The sequence below is a fragment of the Streptomyces sp. NPDC044063 genome, assembly GCF_056434285.1.
Window position 1 is genome coordinate 821,399 of record NZ_JBWKFM010000001.1, and the last position, 16,306, is coordinate 837,704.

General features: G+C 69.3%; 19 protein-coding genes and 1 pseudogene. 9 read left to right on the forward strand and 11 right to left on the reverse strand.

Annotation, left to right across the window (positions count from 1 at the left end; translation table 11 throughout):
- Window positions 1-21 precede the first annotated feature (21 nt).
- From AC07BS_RS03855 to AC07BS_RS03865, 3 genes are all read right to left on the reverse strand, one after another.
- The gene (locus AC07BS_RS03855; protein ID WP_478639437.1) at window positions 22-174 is read right to left on the reverse strand and encodes a hypothetical protein; all 153 of its coding nucleotides are present in this window, start codon (window positions 172-174) and stop codon (window positions 22-24) included.
- 23 nt (window positions 175-197) lie between these two features.
- Window positions 198-1,802 carry a M48 family metallopeptidase gene (locus AC07BS_RS03860; protein WP_478929978.1) on the reverse strand — a complete coding sequence of 535 codons (1,605 nt, stop codon included), beginning with the start codon at window positions 1,800-1,802 and terminating at the stop codon, window positions 198-200.
- Between the two features lie 905 nt (window positions 1,803-2,707).
- Window positions 2,708-3,628, reverse strand: a complete 921-nt coding sequence (locus AC07BS_RS03865) for a glycerophosphodiester phosphodiesterase family protein (RefSeq protein ID WP_478929980.1) — start codon at window positions 3,626-3,628, stop codon at window positions 2,708-2,710.
- A gap of 351 nt (window positions 3,629-3,979) precedes the next feature.
- On the opposite strand from AC07BS_RS03865, the gene AC07BS_RS03870 reads away from it, so the two are divergent.
- The 3 genes from AC07BS_RS03870 (at window position 3,980) to AC07BS_RS03880 (ending at window position 5,407) form a co-directional block, all read left to right on the forward strand.
- Window positions 3,980-4,270 (forward strand): hypothetical protein, encoded by a 291-nt coding sequence (locus AC07BS_RS03870; protein ID WP_478929982.1) that lies wholly within the window; start codon window positions 3,980-3,982, stop codon window positions 4,268-4,270.
- Window positions 4,271-4,311: 41 nt separating this feature from the next.
- The gene (locus AC07BS_RS03875; RefSeq protein ID WP_478929983.1) at window positions 4,312-4,560 is read left to right on the forward strand and encodes a hypothetical protein; all 249 of its coding nucleotides are present in this window, start codon (window positions 4,312-4,314) and stop codon (window positions 4,558-4,560) included.
- Window positions 4,561-4,936: 376 nt separating this feature from the next.
- A complete protein-coding gene (locus tag AC07BS_RS03880) occupies window positions 4,937-5,407 on the forward strand; it encodes a hypothetical protein (RefSeq protein WP_478929985.1) in 471 nt (156 codons plus the stop codon).
- A 530-nt stretch (window positions 5,408-5,937) separates the two neighbouring features.
- Here the strand turns inward: AC07BS_RS03880 and AC07BS_RS03885 are convergent.
- The gene (locus AC07BS_RS03885) at window positions 5,938-6,570 is read right to left on the reverse strand and encodes a type III effector protein (RefSeq protein ID WP_478929986.1); all 633 of its coding nucleotides are present in this window, start codon (window positions 6,568-6,570) and stop codon (window positions 5,938-5,940) included.
- Window positions 6,571-6,698: 128 nt separating this feature from the next.
- On the opposite strand from AC07BS_RS03885, the gene AC07BS_RS03890 reads away from it, so the two are divergent.
- The 4 genes from AC07BS_RS03890 to AC07BS_RS03905 all read left to right on the forward strand — a co-directional run bounded on the left by AC07BS_RS03890 (window position 6,699) and on the right by AC07BS_RS03905 (window position 8,874).
- A complete protein-coding gene (locus AC07BS_RS03890) occupies window positions 6,699-7,136 on the forward strand; it encodes an Hsp20/alpha crystallin family protein (protein ID WP_478637915.1) in 438 nt (145 codons plus the stop codon).
- A 97-nt stretch (window positions 7,137-7,233) separates the two neighbouring features.
- Window positions 7,234-7,629, forward strand: coding sequence for a DUF2267 domain-containing protein (locus AC07BS_RS03895; protein WP_478637914.1), 396 nt, complete (start codon window positions 7,234-7,236; stop codon window positions 7,627-7,629).
- Window positions 7,630-7,684: 55 nt separating this feature from the next.
- Window positions 7,685-8,122 carry a DUF2267 domain-containing protein gene (locus AC07BS_RS03900; protein ID WP_478929988.1) on the forward strand — a complete coding sequence of 146 codons (438 nt, stop codon included), beginning with the start codon at window positions 7,685-7,687 and terminating at the stop codon, window positions 8,120-8,122.
- A 461-nt stretch (window positions 8,123-8,583) separates the two neighbouring features.
- Window positions 8,584-8,874 carry a hypothetical protein gene (locus tag AC07BS_RS03905; protein ID WP_478637910.1) on the forward strand — a complete coding sequence of 97 codons (291 nt, stop codon included), beginning with the start codon at window positions 8,584-8,586 and terminating at the stop codon, window positions 8,872-8,874.
- Between the two features lie 261 nt (window positions 8,875-9,135).
- Here AC07BS_RS03905 and AC07BS_RS03910 read toward each other — a convergent pair whose 3' ends face one another.
- Together AC07BS_RS03910 and AC07BS_RS03915 are read right to left on the reverse strand one after the other, a co-directional pair.
- Window positions 9,136-10,026 (reverse strand): RNA polymerase sigma-70 factor, encoded by an 891-nt coding sequence (locus AC07BS_RS03910; protein ID WP_478929989.1) that lies wholly within the window; start codon window positions 10,024-10,026, stop codon window positions 9,136-9,138.
- On the reverse strand, window positions 10,023-11,120 hold the full coding sequence (locus AC07BS_RS03915) for an NAD(P)/FAD-dependent oxidoreductase (protein WP_478929991.1): 1,098 nt from the start codon (window positions 11,118-11,120) through the stop codon (window positions 10,023-10,025). The genes AC07BS_RS03910 and AC07BS_RS03915 overlap by 4 nt, the downstream gene beginning before the upstream one ends.
- A 755-nt stretch (window positions 11,121-11,875) precedes the next feature.
- On the opposite strand from AC07BS_RS03915, the pseudogene AC07BS_RS03920 reads away from it, so the two are divergent.
- Window positions 11,876-12,052, forward strand: a pseudogene (locus tag AC07BS_RS03920) (IS5 family transposase); the annotation flags it as partial.
- Window positions 12,053-12,143: 91 nt separating this feature from the next.
- On the opposite strand, the gene AC07BS_RS03925 reads toward AC07BS_RS03920, so the two are convergent.
- The 5 genes from AC07BS_RS03925 to AC07BS_RS03945 all read right to left on the reverse strand — a co-directional run bounded on the left by AC07BS_RS03925 (window position 12,144) and on the right by AC07BS_RS03945 (window position 15,397).
- Entirely contained in the window at window positions 12,144-12,449 is a 306-nt protein-coding gene (locus tag AC07BS_RS03925) for a hypothetical protein (RefSeq protein WP_478929993.1), read from the reverse strand.
- 713 nt (window positions 12,450-13,162) lie between these two features.
- On the reverse strand, window positions 13,163-13,552 hold the full coding sequence (locus AC07BS_RS03930) for a hypothetical protein (RefSeq protein WP_478929994.1): 390 nt from the start codon (window positions 13,550-13,552) through the stop codon (window positions 13,163-13,165).
- A gap of 121 nt (window positions 13,553-13,673) precedes the next feature.
- Window positions 13,674-14,198 (reverse strand): DUF2690 domain-containing protein, encoded by a 525-nt coding sequence (locus tag AC07BS_RS03935; RefSeq protein WP_478929996.1) that lies wholly within the window; start codon window positions 14,196-14,198, stop codon window positions 13,674-13,676.
- Between the two features lie 130 nt (window positions 14,199-14,328).
- Window positions 14,329-14,760, reverse strand: a complete 432-nt coding sequence (locus tag AC07BS_RS03940) for a hypothetical protein (RefSeq protein WP_478929998.1) — start codon at window positions 14,758-14,760, stop codon at window positions 14,329-14,331.
- Window positions 14,761-14,992: 232 nt separating this feature from the next.
- The gene (locus AC07BS_RS03945; protein WP_478930000.1) at window positions 14,993-15,397 is read right to left on the reverse strand and encodes a hypothetical protein; all 405 of its coding nucleotides are present in this window, start codon (window positions 15,395-15,397) and stop codon (window positions 14,993-14,995) included.
- Between the two features lie 705 nt (window positions 15,398-16,102).
- On the opposite strand from AC07BS_RS03945, the gene AC07BS_RS03950 reads away from it, so the two are divergent.
- Entirely contained in the window at window positions 16,103-16,231 is a 129-nt protein-coding gene (locus tag AC07BS_RS03950) for a hypothetical protein (protein ID WP_478637895.1), read from the forward strand.
- Window positions 16,232-16,306: the final 75 nt, after the last annotated feature.

Sequence of the window (16,306 nt, forward strand, 5' to 3'; positions counted from 1 at the left end):
AACTACTGGCGGCTTTCGGTCCTACTCCGGAACCTCGGGGAACGTGTACGGCGCCGGGCGGGCACGCTCACTTCGTCGGCAGCCGTTCAGCGTCGCGATCTCGCCTTCCAGCCGCTTCGCCTTGCGGATGACGTAGTCGCCGCGCAGGAACTTGAACGCGCCGAACAGCAGCATGCCGTCCAGGATGTGGAGGCCGGTCAGGAGGCGAGCACCAGCTTTCGCAGGGATTCGGTGTGGGGCTGGTCCGCGACGGCCGCGTCCAGGGCCAGGCCGAGCTGGTCCTCGAAGCCGTCGGCGGGATAGCGCAGGGTGGCTGAGTCGGACCAGGACAGCTGCCAGCGTGCGGCGCCGCGGGCCGTCAGTTCCGTGGTGACCAGCTGGTTCAGGGCCCGCCGCAGCGCCAGGCGGGAGAACTCGCGGGCCGCGCTGCCGGTCGCGGCCCCCGCCTGCTCGGACTTCGGCAACTGGTCGGCGATCCGCCAGCGCACGGCCGGGTCGGCGTCGATCGCGTCGAGCAGAGCCTGGAGGTCGGGGTCCGCGCCCTCGGCGGAGAGGGCCTCACGGATGTCCTCCGTGCCCTGGGCGACGTACAAGGTCATCGACTCGTGGACCAGGTCCTCCCAGTCCACCCGCTTGAGCGCGAGCGCCTCCGGGGTGAGGACGGCCTGCTCCAGCGCGGTCAGCACCGCGTCCGGGTCGGCCAGCAGCTCCAGAGCGGGCCGCGCTGCCTGTCGGCCGCGGCCGTCGTCGGGCAGGGCCTCGATCCGGGCCACCCGCTCGGCGAGCGAGGGGTGGGAGTCGTACGGGGAGGCGGGCTCGGTCGACAGCTCCCGGCGCAGCTCCTCCAGCTCGGCCGAGCGGGCGTCGAGGAGCCGGCGCAGGCCGCCGAAGACCTCGCCCGGCCGGGGCAGCAGACCGGCGCCGACGCCGAGGGTGGCGTACGAGCTCATGTAGAACGCGTGCGCCGAGCCGAGGGCATCGACCTCGCGCAGCGCGGACGCGGCGGAGTCGCGTCCGGCGACCCGGACCGAGGCCAGGTCGGCGGCGAGCTCCTGGCGGCGGGAGGTGGTGAGCGTGGCGCGCATGTAGAAGTTGCCGTACGCCGTGTAGATCTTGGCCATGCCGCGGTACGTCGCACCCAGGCCCGGGGTGTCGACCATCAGGGTCTTCTTGCCCTTGGCCGCCCGCTTGGCGGCCTTCTTCTCCTGCCTCTCGCGCTCCTTGGCCTGCTTGTCGTCGGAGCGCTCGTGGAAGTGGGTGACGGTGCGTATCAGTTGCGCGCGACCACGGGCGATCAGCGGGGTGAGGAGGGTGTCGAAGTTGGCGTAGTGGCCCATCTCGTGTGCGAGTACGGCGCGCAGCTGCATCTCGTCCAGGCCCATCATCAGCGGCAGGCCGAGGTAGAGGCGACGGGCACCGGGCCGCAGGCCCAGCAGCGAGGAGTCCTCGCTGACGGCCGCGTTCACGTGCTCGATCAGCACGATCTCGTCGGGCGCTCGTGTGCCGACCTGGCGTGCGACATCGCGCATGGCCTCCCACAGCGCGGGCTCCTGGGCCTCGCTGATGGTGACGGTGATGCCGGCCGGAGGCTCGGCCTTGGGGGTGCGCAGCATGAACAGGCCGCGTACGACCGGGATCGCGAGGACGACGGAGAAGACGACGATGCTGTCGGCGGTGGCGTGCAGCCCGCTCCTGATGGCGGCGTAGTCGATACCGGCCAGGACTGCCAGCAGGACGACGCCCAGCAGGTAGAACCCCGCGAGCAGGACGAGGGCGCGCAGAGCGCGCAGCGAAGCGCCCATGTGGACAGATTCCCCCGGGATGAAGTGCGGTGCGGATCCGCATCATGAGGCCCCAGGGGCGCTTACGGCAACTTGGTCGGCGGGCCGTTCCCCCTGGTGGCGCCCTGTGCGGCGGGGACCGCAGGCCGGGCGAACCTATCGCCTGGGCGCGACCGACCGGTTGGGGCGGTGCCCCGCCGGAGTGTCTCCCCGGCAGCCCGCCTCGCCGAAGAGGCCGAGAAGCCGCGTTCACCAGGCTTCGTGGCCGTCGAGGTTCTTGACGTCCTCCTCGGTGACCTTTTCGTCGTCCTGCTTCATGATTGGTGTTCGGTGATCTTGGATTTCCCCGTCAGCGGTCTGGCGGCGCAGGGTTCCCCCGGAGTGCGTAGCAGGACCAGCTCAGGTGCTACTCCGTTGGTTTTGCCGCCAGAACCACCGGACCCCCACCTATGCGGACTCGCCGGCCCAAGGGGCTGTGGAAGGGGGTTACCGGGGTGTGATCAAGAAGGTCGTCCCCGACGGGGACGGATCGACTTGCTACGACATCGAGGTTCAGTCCGGCCCGGACGTTCTGCCCGGGGAAGTGGTACAGGTCCCAGAGTTCGCAGTCTGGTACAAGGGGTGATTGTTATCGGCGGCCCGATGAGTGCCGGGGCGGCGGCACCCCGCTTGCGAGCCTGCTCGATGCTGCTCTGCAGCGCCTCCTGCTCGTGGTATGTGTCGCGGTACCGCTCCGGCTTCCAGCCGGTGGCCAGCGCCTCGATCAGTTGCACGGCGGAGTCCAGGAAAGCCTCGGCCAGCCGGAACTGGAGCAAGGAGCCCAAGCGGTCCGCCCAACCGCGCCAGCATCCAGATAGTTGAAACTCGGGGCAGGCCAGGTGCCTTCCGAAGCGGTGAAGATCTGCTGGGCGGGCCCGGCCGTCCGCCTACTCGGCGAAGTTCTGACGCGCCTCGTTCTTGATCTTCATCATGCGCTCGGGAGAATCGGCCAGGACGGCATAGGCATTCAGCCGCATGGCGGTGGTGTAGTCCGCTGTGGTCTCGATACCGATCAGGACTGTTCGGACCGAGGGGTGGGTGTGGAAGCAGGCCGAGGCGGCCTGGTCCCACATCAGGGCCTGCTTGACCGGGCTTCGGCCTTCACCCAGGGTGAAGTTCTCCGTCACCGTCACATCACGGCGCAGCTCGAACGCGGCCCACGTCCCGGAGGGGGGTGCGTCGAGGCAGTCGCCGGTCAGGCGTGAGGTGACCAGGCGGGTGCGGGTGGTGTCCCGGTCCTCGAACAGCCGCGCCCGAGGGTAGGAGGCCATGGCCTCGAGATTGAGCTTCTCGGTGGAGTAGAACCGCACACGCTGCCACTGCCCGCGCCCCTGAGCGTCCATGGCGTCCAGCGTCTTCGCGATGGCCGGCGCCAGGGTGTGCGGGTCCGCCGACTTCATGTCCAGCAGCACGCCCATGCGCTGCGGGATCCGCCGCAACGCCTCCTCCAGCGTGGGCAGTGGCGTGGGACGCGCGCGGTACGGGTAGTCCCCGGCGGCGTTCTTGAACTGATGGCCGGCGTTCAGGCGCGTCAGTTCCGCGGCGTCCTTGTCCGCGACCTTTCCCATGCCGTCGGTGAGGGAGGCGAGGTCGGCGGGCCGGTAGAGGACGGGGACGCCGTCCCGGCTCACCTGCACGCTGAGCCAGATCATGTCCACCTTGATCGCCAACGCACCGTCGATCGCGCGCAGGGTGTTCTCCGGGAAGTCGGCGGTACCGGCCCGGTGGGCGATCACCAAGGGCCGGCGGTCACCGCTCGCCGACGGGCGCTCCGCGTCCGCGACCGCTGCGGCCCGCTGTCCGGACACGGCAGACCTCGCTCCGTCTCCGGGGACCGCGGCAACCGCCGTCGCAGTAGTCGTGACAGCAACCGCAGCGGCCATACCGGCCACCCACCTCCGCACCCGCACCATCTTGCTTCCACCCCTCCGGCGCCTGGACCTGACCTGCCGGTATGGATCTTGCACCACCTGCGCGTGCTCCCGGCAGGGGCCGGGCGTGAGTGGTTGAGGCGCAGGAAGTCCCGGTGAGGTTGCTCTTGCCGGCATTCGCCTAAGCGACTTACGGGGGCACGATGCCCACGCGGGTGCTGGCGCTGGAGCCAGCGCCTCCAGGCGAGCGGGGAGCGTAGGTCCTTCTCCACTGCGCGCAGCTGCCCGGTGCCCGACTTCTACCGCCAGGCGCTGATCGACAACGGGCACTCCCGCCCCGACGGCATCTGGGGCATCCCCGACTGGGACGAGACCCCCGCCCTGCGGATGCTCGACGAGGCGGGGATCGCCAAGGCGTATCTGTCGATCTCGTCACCCGGAGTCCACTTCGGTGACGCGGCCGCGGCCCGTGTTCTGGCCCGGCGGGTCAACGAGGAGGCCGCGCGGCTCGCGCGCGCCCACCGGGCCGGTTCGGGCTATTCGCCTCGACGCCGCTGCCCGACATCGACGGAGCCCTGACGGAGATCGCGTACGCCTTCGACGAGCTCAGTGCCGACGGCGTGGTCTTCGAGACCAACTTCGACGGCCTCTACCCGGGCAACGAGCAGCTGGAGCTGGTCTACGCCGAACTCGGCCGCCGCAACGCCGTGCTGTGCCTGCACCCCACCAGCCTCGCCGCCCCCTGTACCGGGCATGCCCCGGCCCTGCCGTATCCGCGGCCCATGGTGGAGTTCCTCTTCGACACCACGCGTGCGATGACCGACATGGTGCTCTCTGGTGTGCTAAAGCGTCCCCCGGCCTCCGCGTGATCGTCCCGCACGCCGGTGCCGTCCTGCCCGCCGTCGCCTCGCGCGTGGACGTCATCGGCGCGCGCACGGCCGGCAAGGAGCACCAGCAGCCGAAGCGCAACGCCCTGCGCACGCTCCACCTGGCGCGGCATCTTCATAGCCCTCGCCGTCGCCCGCGCCCTGATCACTCTTGCCCGCCCCTGGCTCCGCCACGGCGAAACGCTCACAGACGAATAACCCGCACCAGGGTCGGGAGCGCACGGCCGCGGGGGAGCGGGCGAGCATCGCCCTCCTCGCCTCTTCCGGCGACGACCTTGCCGTCCGCGTGTCCCTGTTCGGCCCGAAACTGCCCGAACCCCGCCCCATGTCCATGCCATCGATGTCATAGTCTGACGTTGTGTGGACAACGCTTGCGCCGCTCGTCGGCGTCCTGCTCGGCGGGCTCATGTCGATACTGACCCAGCGCACGGCAGGACACGCCTTGGAACGCGGCGAGGCGCGCCGCAGTGCTCGTGAACTTGCCGAGGCGCGCCGTAACGAGCGTCTCACTCACCTCATCGAATTTCTGTCTGCGGTGCAGGAAGCAGAACGAGTCGCGGTGGATCGGCATCACCACAACCTGGCTGACGAGCAGTGGCAGGCCCGGGCACGGCAGGTCCTTGACAGGGTGTGGGTGACGCAGAAGACGATCCACGTACTGTGCGCGCCCGAGGTCAGCGAAGCGGCACGCAGCCTCGCCTGGGCAGTACAGGAGGTGATCAGAAAGGGCCCCGAAGACCCGGAAGATCCGCAGGACGAGAAGGTCTGGGCGCACATACATCCGAGCCGACAGGCATTCCTTGATCTCGTGCGCGACCAGCTGAATTGAACCCCGGGAGGGATTCAGCAGCTGTCGTGAGCGGCCCGGGACGAGCAGCACCAGCTCCGGCCTCCCTTGTGCGGCGAGCGTCATCTACTTCGCCGGCTTCTCGAGGGACGCAGAGCCAGCCTGGGGGCAGTAGGCATGCATGTCCACGGACCAGCAGCACGCCATCGAATAGCCCCTTGGCCCATCGACAAGCTGATCACGATCACTTCGGAATGACTCGTCTAGGCGGCGCCCCAGGCAGTCCGGATGCCGCCGCCGGCCGGCTTCAGGCCGGTGAGGACTGTCCGGGCACAGACGCCTGCCGAGGGCTGGGGCAGGCGCCTGGGCCCGGCCGCCGCCAGCGGGCGGTTGCGCGGACGGAGAGCCCCGCCCGGAGAGCGCTCGGTCACAGGAACCGCAATCGCCCGGCGCCCGGTGGGCCGAGCATCCCGTGATCCCGGAGGCCGTCCTCGCTCAGCAGCCTGGTGGGCGCCGGCCTGCTCCTTGATCGTCGGGGTGGTCTCGCGCCCGACGTGGGGCAACGGGCGAGGTCAGGGCGGTGTGAGGGTGTCGAGTTGGGCGGCGAGGTCGGGGTGGGTGGTGGTCAGGTGGGGGCGGGTGGCGTTGAGGGGGTGGATGAGGGCGGCGGGGTCGTCGTGGCCGAGGGCCGTGTGGAGCTGGCTGAGTGGGAGGCGGGCCGCGGTGGGCAGGTCGGTCAGGGCGGCGATCTGGCCGGCGAGGCGGCGTAGGTCGGCTGCGTTGTGGCGGGCCCAGGTGGCGGTGGTGCGTTCGGCGGCGCGGCGTTCGCGGGTGGCCTGGACGCGTTGTTCGCCGGTGGTTCCGGCGGGCCCGGGGCGGTTGCGCAGGTAGCGGCGTTCGGCGGCCTGGCGGCTGGCGACGCCGAGGGGATGGGCGAGTTCGGCCCAGCTGGCTCCGGCATGGCGGGCTGTTTCGATGAGGCCGGATTCCCATCCGGCGAGCTGCTCGCGGACCTGCCGCAACAGCAGCAGGGAGGCCAGCGCCTGCTCCGGCCCGGGGCCGGGCGTATCCCGGGGGTCCGGGGACTTTCGCTGGGCGTTGTGCAGGGCGTCGTCTATGGCGTGCAGGGCCGCCGCGGCAGCGAGGAACGACACGGGGCTGCGGGTATTCGTGCTGGTCGTGGGTGGCTGGTCGGCTGCGGTCACAGGCACCTCCCTCGGGTTGTCATCAAATTGACGACATCATGTTTGTCATCCATTGGATGACATGTTACAACGGTGTCAGTGAGGCGCATTGGCAGCAACTGCCTGAACCTGCTGGAGGTGTTTTCACGATGTTGATGCGCACTGACCCCTTCCGCGAGCTGGACCGGCTGACACAGCAGCTGATGGCGCCCGGGCCCGGCACCTGGTCGCGGCCCTCGGCGATGGCGATGGACGCCTACCGCGAGGGCGACGAGTACGTGGTGGCCTTCGACCTGCCCGGCGTCACCGCGGACGCGATCGACATCGACGTCGAGCGGAACATGCTCACCGTCAAGGCCGAGCGCCGCCCGGTGGCGAAGTCCGACGACGTGCAGATGGAGCTGTCCGAGCGGCCGCAGGGGGTCTTCTCCCGCCAGATCGTGCTCGCCGACACCCTCGACACCGAGCACATCCAGGCCGACTACGACGCGGGCGTCCTCACCCTGCGCATCCCGATCGCCGAGCGCGCCAAGCCCCGCAAGATCTCCATCGGCGTCGGATCCGGCCGCAAGGAGATCTCCGGCTGACACCGGCCGGACGGTGCGGAGGGCGGGCACCTGACCTCCCCCTGACCCCGCTCTCCGCACCCCGTGGGCAGTTCGACGAAGAAAGGGGGCGGTCGGCATGACTTTGCGACGCGAAGCGTTCCTCGGCCACGTGAAGGAACGCGGCGAGTACGGCACTGTGGAAGAAGCCGAGCGCGCAGCCCGCGTGGTGCTCGCCCTCCTGGGCGCACACCTGGTCGGCGGCGTCCGCGCCCAGCTGGCGGCGCGCCTGCCTGAGGCGTTCGCCCTGATCCTGCTCAATCCACTGCAGAGCGCCGAGCCGCTGTCCCCGGAGCGATTCGTCCGCGCAACCGCCGCGTGGATCGAGGGTGCCACCGAGCAGACCGCGGCCTGGGACGTCAGCGCCGTGCTGTCCACCGCAGCCGACGCCGCCGGCGAAGACCTGCTGGATCAGATCCTGCTCCAGCTCCCCGCCGGCTATGACCTGCTCTTCGGCCGCCCCCGGCCCACCTGACCATCCCGCACGCCGGTGCCCGCACACCGGCCATAGCAAGAAAGGCAACCACCTCGTGATCTCCGACCGGCACGCACTGATCCAGCAGCCGTACGGGACGGCATATGAGCAGATGCTGGAGAGGGTCCGCTACGAGGGCGCCTACCCCACCCGCGAGAGAGCCGACCAAGCCGTCCGCCTGGTGCTCGCCGGACTGGGACGCCAGCTGACCGGCGACGAACGCGTCGACCTGGCCGGCTGCCTGCCCCAGGAAGCCGCACGCGTGCTGACCGAGCAGATCCCCGACACCCAGCCACTGACCGGCTGGGCCTTCGTCAAGGACCTCGCCGCCCGCACCGGCGCCTCCCTGGGCACCACCCGCTGGGACACCGGCTCCGTCTTCTCCGCCGTCGCCGCCTGCGCCGGCCCCGACCTCATCACCCGCATCCTCCACCAGCTCCCCACCGGCTACGCCCTGCTGTTCGGCCGCGCCGAACTCACCCAGGCCGCGTAGACGAAGGAGTGCGTTCTCGGGGCGCGCGCGACGACCACTGGGTCGCTGCCTGCCCTACGCCCGAGGCGCGAGAAGACGCACGACCTGCTGCGCCTGGTCGACCCGGTCGACGCCACCCACAGACGGCGGATGAACCGGCAACTCACCGTGCAGAGGTCCCGGCACAGGCCGGCCCGGGCGGCGGGACGGTGAGTCCCTGGCGACATGGCGCCCTGATGAGCACATGAAGGTGGGTGAGAAGTCAGCGCACCCCGGAGTGGCGGGGGAACGATCGTGTGTGCGGAGTGAGCGCCGCTCGTGGCAGGATGACGGCATGTTGATCAGAAAGGGCGATGCCGCGTAGGCGCCCGAAGGCCGTCCGCGCTGAGCGATGGCGGCCTCGCAGACACGTTGTGGTTCGGCGGATCCGGGGAGTTTCCGCGAGGACTCGTGCGGCTGTCCGCCGCGTCGAGGACGAGCGGATGTGGCCTGGCGCAGTTGCTGACGCGCTCGCCCGTTTCGAGTGGGCGTTCAGGCAACCCGGCCGCTATCTGAACGCATCCCAGGTCTGGCAGCCCGGACTGGAGGTGGAGTATGCCCGCGATGATCTGGAAGAGGCCATGCTTCACCTCCCCCGTGGCGGCCAGCGTGATCTCGGTCGGCTGATTGCTCGCATCGATGATGAGTTCGAGCGTCGCACTCTGCCGAACCCTGGACCGGTGAACGCCTCCAACGTGGGGGGCTGGTGGTGGTCAAGGGTCCGTGAGCGCTGAGGATGCTCATTTCGATGATGTCGCCGCCGAGGGTGAGGCGGTCGAGATCATGCGGTTCGGTGAGTGCTCCACTCCGCCTGCCTTCGGACTGGCACGAGGCGTGCTGGGAGGGACTTTGGGGCGAGGTCCCTCAACGGCTGACGAAGGCAACGGCGGAGAGCTGTAACGGATGCTCCGGAAACGGCAGGGCTGCGGACGGGCAAGGAGTTCTGTGTAGCCGACTCAATGCCGCTCCGGGGCATCCCTTGGAAGACACGCGGTTCAGATCTTGACGGCGGTGAGCTTCTCCGGATTGCGGACGCAGTAGAGGGCCGTCACGGCACTGCCGCGGACCTCGATCGAGGTCACCTGATCGAGTACGCCGTCGATGAGGACTGCGACAGAGTGCATCCCGTTGTAGGTGCCGAGGCGGATGTCGACTCCGCCCATGCGGGCGCCCTTCGCCAGGAGGCCGAGGAGCAGCCTGGCCACCTTGTCGGGCCCGACCACGGGGCGCAGCGCCGTGCTCACGACCCCGCCGCCGTCGCCGAGGAACACCACGTCGGGTGCGAGCAGGTCCATCAGGCCTTGGACGTCGCCGGTGGTGGCCGCAGTCAGGAACCGTTCGGCGATCGGCCGTGCCTGTGCGGGGGTGGCGACCGCCGTGTGCCGTTTCGCGCGCACGCTGTTGCGGGCGCGGTGGTTCAGCTGCCGTACCGCGGCCTCGGACTTTCCTACAGCGGCGGCGATCTCCGGGTAGTCGAAGGCGAACACCTCCCGCAACACGAAGACCGCGCGCTGGGTCGGGGTGAGGGCGTCCAGCACCAGCAGCATCGCGGTGGTGACGGCCTCGCCGGTGAGCACGTGGTCGATGCCGCCGGGTGCGTCGCCGACGGCATCGGTCGCCAACGGCTCGGGCAGCCACGGCCCCACGTACTGCTCCCGGCGGCGGACAGCCGACCGCAGGACGCCGAGCGCCTGCCGGGTGACGATCTTCGCGAGATAGGCCCGCGCGTTCTCCACCGAGGAGTGGCCCACCGACCGCCACCGCAGGTAAGTCTCCTGCAGCACGTCTTCCGCGTCGGCCACCGATCCGAGGATCTCGTAGGCGATCGAGAACAGCAGGGCCCTGTGCGCGGTGAACTCGTCCTCGGGTTTCGGCTGCTCGATCACTTCGGCCCCGGCAGCCAGGCGTAGGTGGCGGTGCGGGCGCCGGACTTCGCGTAGCGGCAGATCCCTTCCTTGCCGACAGCGGCGATGCGGCCGGCGAAGTAGATCCGCCGCACACGGTCGTCCCTGTGAGCGGTCTGGAGCAGCCCGTCGCGCCGGCCCAGGCTCACCCCCTGGCCGGTGTATCCCATGGAGTAGGGCTCGGGCTTACGGCCTTCGATCATTTGCGCCAGCGTATCCGCTGCGTGCACACCTTGCGGCATGGCCGTCGCACAGGCCGCCCGTGCTCCGGGAACCGCCGCGCAGTCACCGACGGCGAAGATCCGCGGGTCGGTCACGCTGCGCAGGTACTCGTCGACCACGGCACGCCCGTCGGCATCCACCTCCAGCCCGCTGCGGGCGGCCAGATCGGGAACGGCCCCGATGATCGCCCAGAGTGTGAGGTCGGAGGTGAACTGCCGGCCCGAGCGGAGACGCACAGCGTCACCTCCTCCTTCCCCGGCGCCCGAGGCGATACGTGCGACGGAGTCCTCCGCGATCTCCACGTTCAAGTGCTCAAGGCCGGTGTGCACACGCTTCTGCGCCCCCGCCGACAGGCTCGCGGCGATCGTTGCCCCCACGAGCCGCACGTGCAGGTCGGGGCGGCCGTAGGCGACTTCGGCCGCCGTCTCAATGCCCGTCAGCCCGCCGCCGATGACGGTGACGGTCCTCCCGCCGGGCAGCCCGGCCAGCGCGGCCCGTGCCCGCTCAGCACCCTCCCAGATCCCGACCGGGACAGTGCCCGGCAGCGGTGTGACCGTGCTGCCCACCGCGAGGAACAGGTAGTCGAAGTCGAGACGCGAGCCGTCACCGAGAACGACCTCTCCGTCGCTGATCTTGTCGACGGTGTCCAGCCGCGTCGTGACCCCTTCGCGCAGCATCGACGCCAACGGGGTCGCCGCGGCGCCGGTCCCGGCGATCTGCTCGTGCAGCCGCACCCGTTCGACGAAGTGCGAGCGCGGATTGATCACCGTGATCTCCGCTGCCTTCACCTTCTTGGCCAGACGATTCGCCGCGATCGTCCCGGCGTAGCCGGCGCCCACCACCACGACCCTCATGTATGCCTCCTGTTGTGGAATCAGCTCACACATGGGACGCGGCCCACGTCGCGCCTGTGATGGGCGGGCGGAGTGATCTGCATCACTGCATCGCTGGGCGCCGAACCGGCAGGGCGGCAGGAACGGCCTCGGTGATCTTCAAGAAGCCATCCGAACTCGCGGTGGCCGCCGCAATGGTTCGTCGAGCGGAGGGAGTTCCGTCCTCCGACCGAGCGGCGCTTGTGAACGCCCGCCCGGCCCCTGGGCCGAACGTGCCCCATGCCGGAGGCGGCCGGGCGTCCTGGTGTGCGGCGATCTCAAGAAGGAGAAGGGGGCTATTCCACCGCGCTGGACATCACCGATGCCGCCAACGTCCTAAGCTTCACCGGCCTGCCCACCCTGGACGCTCCCACGCCGGCTGGGGCGCTGAGCTGCGACCGCGCCGTACAGCTGATGCAGCGGCAGACAGCTCCGGAGTCATCGGCACCTTGACCTGCCCCTTTGAGGTTCGGAAATATGTAGTGGGAGGCCGTTTTCACCTGGATTGATCTTGTGTGGGTCGATTCTCGCGATGCGGGATTGCGGTGCAGGCGATGTCGTGGAGACGGTTGATACCTGCGGGACCTATGAGGTCGCGGGTGGGACGGAAGGCGGGGTACTTCTGTCTCATCCCAGGATGTCCGGCGTTCGCGGTTGTGTGCTTCCGCCGTGGTTGCCGTGCGCCTGGGCGCATTCGGTCCGCGGCGGTAGGTCGGAAGCATGGCGAATCGACATCCGAAGGACGGGGCGGCGAGTCGTCGGCCTGCGTGGTCGACGCGCAGAGCGTCAAGACCTCCACCAGTGTTCGCGCCGCCGGCCAGGGTGTAGACGCGGGGAAGAAGACCGTCGGCACGGAGTGGAGCATCGTCACCGACACGCTCGGACTCCTGCTCGAGGTGCTGGTCACCGCGGCCTTGGAGCCCCGAGGGGAGCCGGTTGGGTCGGCGCCCCTCGGTCACTGCTGTGCGCCTGCTGGGTCAGCGCTGCGCGGGTGCCGCCCCCTGGTCACTGCGCCCCGGAGCAGATGCCCTGGACGGTCACCCAAATGTTGTTGTCGGGGGTGGCGCCACTGGCCACCACACCCACGGGCTCACAGTTGTGCGGGAGCTTGTAGTTCGCGTTCGCCCGTGCACCGTCCAGCGAGCTGCTGACCCCGGTGACGTAGACGTAGTAGGTGGACGCGTCCGCCGCTCTCGCTACTCCCCGGGCGGGCGCGGCAGTGGCGGCCGACGCCGGGGCGGCCAGCGCCACTCCGGCCAACAGGGTCGCCGTGACCGCGGCTAGTCTGGCCGTCGCAAGCTTTCCGTTCACGGAATCCTCCAAACCAACTGCCCTAAGGCGCACCGTAGTTACGCCGCACGCAAGGAATCTAGGGCACCCTCGCGCGCCGCGACAGTGGTTGCACCATGTACAAACACCTTTCATAACTGCCGTCCCAGGGCGGGGCGGGTGGAAGCCCGGCCCGTCCGGGTGGAGCTCCGCCCTCTCGGCGTCTTCCTTCTCGTCCTGACGCAGGACCACCCCGCTGGGCACGGCGTGGGCGGCAGAGCCACCTTCTACTCCTGACCGTCCGCCGTAGTGCCGGTGAATCAGCCGCCGTCGCGCTGTACGGCAGACCAAAGGCTTCTTCCGTAACAGGTCGAGCACCGCGGTTTCGACCGCATGGTCCTGGTGCCCCACCATCTGGACCATGGCCACGGGCCCAGGCCAGTACGGGGCTGGGGGTAGGGGCGGTTGAGTACTCCTCCAGGTCCTGACTGTGCTGATGGGTGAACTTGGGGCAGTGCCGGGACCACCGGTTTGGCGAGTTCCCTGGTGTCTGGGGGAGTGGTCAGCCTTGGCGGAGATCGCGCATCATTACGGCGAACTGTGGGCCAGACCAGGCCGCGGGGGCACGAGCAGGGGTAACGCCCGGCCGCTACATGCCCCATCTGCCGTCGTGATCCGCCGGTCTGCCCGGGCGCCGAGTCAGCGGCGGCCGGCACCAGCGGGCGGGGTCGCGGGGTGGTGGCAGGGGCAGCGGATCAGTAGCCGAGGTAGATCCAGTCGGTGCCGAACGTCCACAGACTGCCGGAGCTCGCGTAGACCTGGATCGCGTCCTGGCCGCTGTCCTCTCCGTAGATGTAGTCGCATGCGCCGGGCGCGAGCCGGGGGGTGGTGTAGTCCGTGCGTGTGATCGCGCGGCCGGTCTGGGCGTCCTTGATCCAGAAGTGGAAGCTGTTCGCTGAACTCTGGTGGTTGCACAGGGAGGCTTCGACCCACGGTGTCTCGGCCAGCGTGTTGGTGCCCGTGATGGTCACGCCGTGGAGAGTGTAGGAGTCACTGCCGGTCGCGGCGGACGCGGCGGTGCTGACGCCGATGATCACGGCGGCAGCCAGAGCGGTCACGGTGAAGCCGGCACGGATCTTTCGCATGGTGGCAGGTCCTCGGCTTTCCTTTGTTGGGTATGTGATGTCGTTGACGGTGAGTACGACAGGTTGGTTTTGCATGGCGGGATTCGCTTCTTGCGGCCGGCGAGCCTTGCCGGTCGGAGCGCTAGCCGTGGCAGCCCTGGCTGTAGCTGTAGGCGCCGCCGTCGCCGTAGTCGTAGCCGTTGGCGTAGTCGTGCCAGCCGGATCCCCATTCGCCTTGGCAGGCGTTGTAGGCCCAGCGCACCCCGGCTACGAACTGTTCGGTCGGATGCCCGTAAATGCTGGTGGGGTCGGACCAGTAGTCCGAGTACGAGGTGTTGTTCGGGTAGGTGGTGACGACCACGACGTTCTGAGCGGTGCGGTTGACGTTTCTGCCGTTGCCCACGAAGAGGCGGACGTTCCATCCGGAGTGGTCGGCGAGGAAGGAGCTGTCGACGTGGAAGTGCGCCCGGGTCGTGCGGCAGCCGGAGGAGTACATCAGTTCCACATAGCCGACGTAGCCGTACAGGTTCACGTCGCTCCTGGTGAGCGAGGAGTAGGAGCAGCTGTCCGCGTGGGCGGCCGTCGCGGTCACGGCGGGTGCCGCGAGGGCGGACACAGCAAGGGCCGTACTGACAGCAACAGCCTTCAAGGCTCGGGCCGGGTTCATGGGTATCCCTCCTTCGCATTGCGAGCGACGAGCAGGGCGGCCGTGTGCGCGGCCTGGTCGGGCTGGAGGTTTGCTCGGGTGCGGCCGCGGGCAGGCGATGTGCGCAGCCGGGGCCTGACCAGCGGACGTGTCAGTAGTACGCTTTGCTGCACTGGATCTCTGCTCCGGTGCTCATGTCCTGGACGCAGACTTGAACCTCCAGCAGGCCGCCGGTGTCCGTGGGCCCGTGCCACCACGTGGGGGTGCTGGCACCGGCGTTGGGGACGTAGACGTCGGCATAGCGGTAGGACGAGCCGGAGCCGGGTGTTCCGTAGGCGTTCCACTGGATGATCGAGATCCGGCAGTCGTCGTAAGCGTGGTCCCAGGTGTGTCCGGTGACGTGGTTGGCGTCCCAGGTTGTCCAGCCGTAGCAGTTACCGGACCACGCCTCCCAGTTGGAGCCGGCTGCCTGGGCGCTCGGCGCCAGCAGGACCCCGGTGGTGAGGGTCGCGAGGGTGCACAGTGCGGCTGCGGCGGCTCGTCGGCCGCCTCGGGGCCGGCGCCGGTGGGGTTGGCGGGGCATGAACTCCTCCTCCTGTGATGCCTTGCGCGATCGGCGCCGGCTTCGTCCATCGGCCGCGGAGGCCGCGGTTCTCCAGCTCGGTGAACACGTGCCGCCACAGCCGTGCCGGGTGCAAGGGGCCTTGAAGGTGCGGGCCGCTCATACGGTCAAACCGCGGTTTCGGAAGCAAGCGGGTGTGGACGACGCCGGACTCACCGGCTCGCGTCAGCCTCGGATGCGGGCGGGGAACCTGTCAGCCGAACCAGCCGGTCGACTGGTAGGCGACAGTTCTGCCGGACTCCGTGATCCACGCTTCCAGCTTGTACCCCGGCGCGTGGGCGTACCAGGGCATGCTGATGCTGTAGGTCTGCTTGGGTTCGGCCAGCGTACCGCCGGTTCCCGCGTTGCTGTACTCGATGGACCACCTGTCGTCCACCCGGAAGAAGATCCGTACATCCGTCCTGGCGGAGGTGCCGTCCATCCTCTGGGTGAAGACGGCGGTGGTGACGTCGAAACAGGTGTGCACCTGCCAGCCGTAGGCACTCATGTCGGGGGTGCAGTAGGTGTCGTCAGCGCTGGCGCCGGTGGCACCGAGGCCGACCAGACTTCCGGTCGCCAGCATCAGGGTCGCCGCGGTAGCGGCGAGTCGTGTGCGCATCGTTGGGTGTCTCCTTGTCCGTGCGAGCAGGGATCGCCCGCGAGATCGTCAGTACGAGAAACAGAAGCTCGCAACCGTCCGGCCCGTGCTCGAACGAGCCCCACTCGTGGTGGGGCGAGTTGTCGTAGCGGAACCGTCTCAGGACGGGACAGAGGTGCCATGAGGGCGGCGGCCTGCGCCGACCGGCGCTCCGGGAGGCCACGACCGGCCGACCGCTCAGCACAGCACCCGGCCGCTACCGTTCGGGGTACGAGGTGGCGGTGGAGAAGCGCTGCGTCGTCCGGATGGCCACCTGCGCGTTCCAGCCCGAGTGCGAGGCAGTCGCCTGGTGTACGTGCACGCGTCTGACGCGGCCGCGGTGGCCACGTCGGCACTGACGGCCACCGATCCCGCCGCGGCGACGGCGACGGTGACGGCGCTTACGGCGACGGAGAGGCGCCGCAGTCCGGATCTCATGATGCCGGGTTCGTCCCCTCTGAAATGGCCGGGCCGAAGCCCGCGTCGACGTCTACGTGTCCCCACTGCCCGGTGCGGATCGACGCGGGGACGATCGAGCGCTGCACGGGCGGCCGGCACCGCGTCCGATGGCAATGGCGGTGACTCATCCGATGGCTCAGGGGCGTACTGTCTCGGCCGGCCGTGACCGCGTAGGGCCGGCCGCGTGGCCGGTGAGAAGCCGCGGTCCTGCCGGCCCATCCGTCAGCCATGGGCCTGGCCACTCCGGTGGAGGTGACGGTGACGACGGTCGTCGTCGCGGCCACCACTGCCGCCTCGACCAAACGTTTCATCGCTGTTCCTTTCGCTGCGCAGGAACGGCTGCGTGCCCCACTGTGACGCTATGGACACGGGTCCGTCGGCCGTCCTAGATTCGTCCTAGCGCCAGGTCAGCGAGGGGACCAACCCTGATCA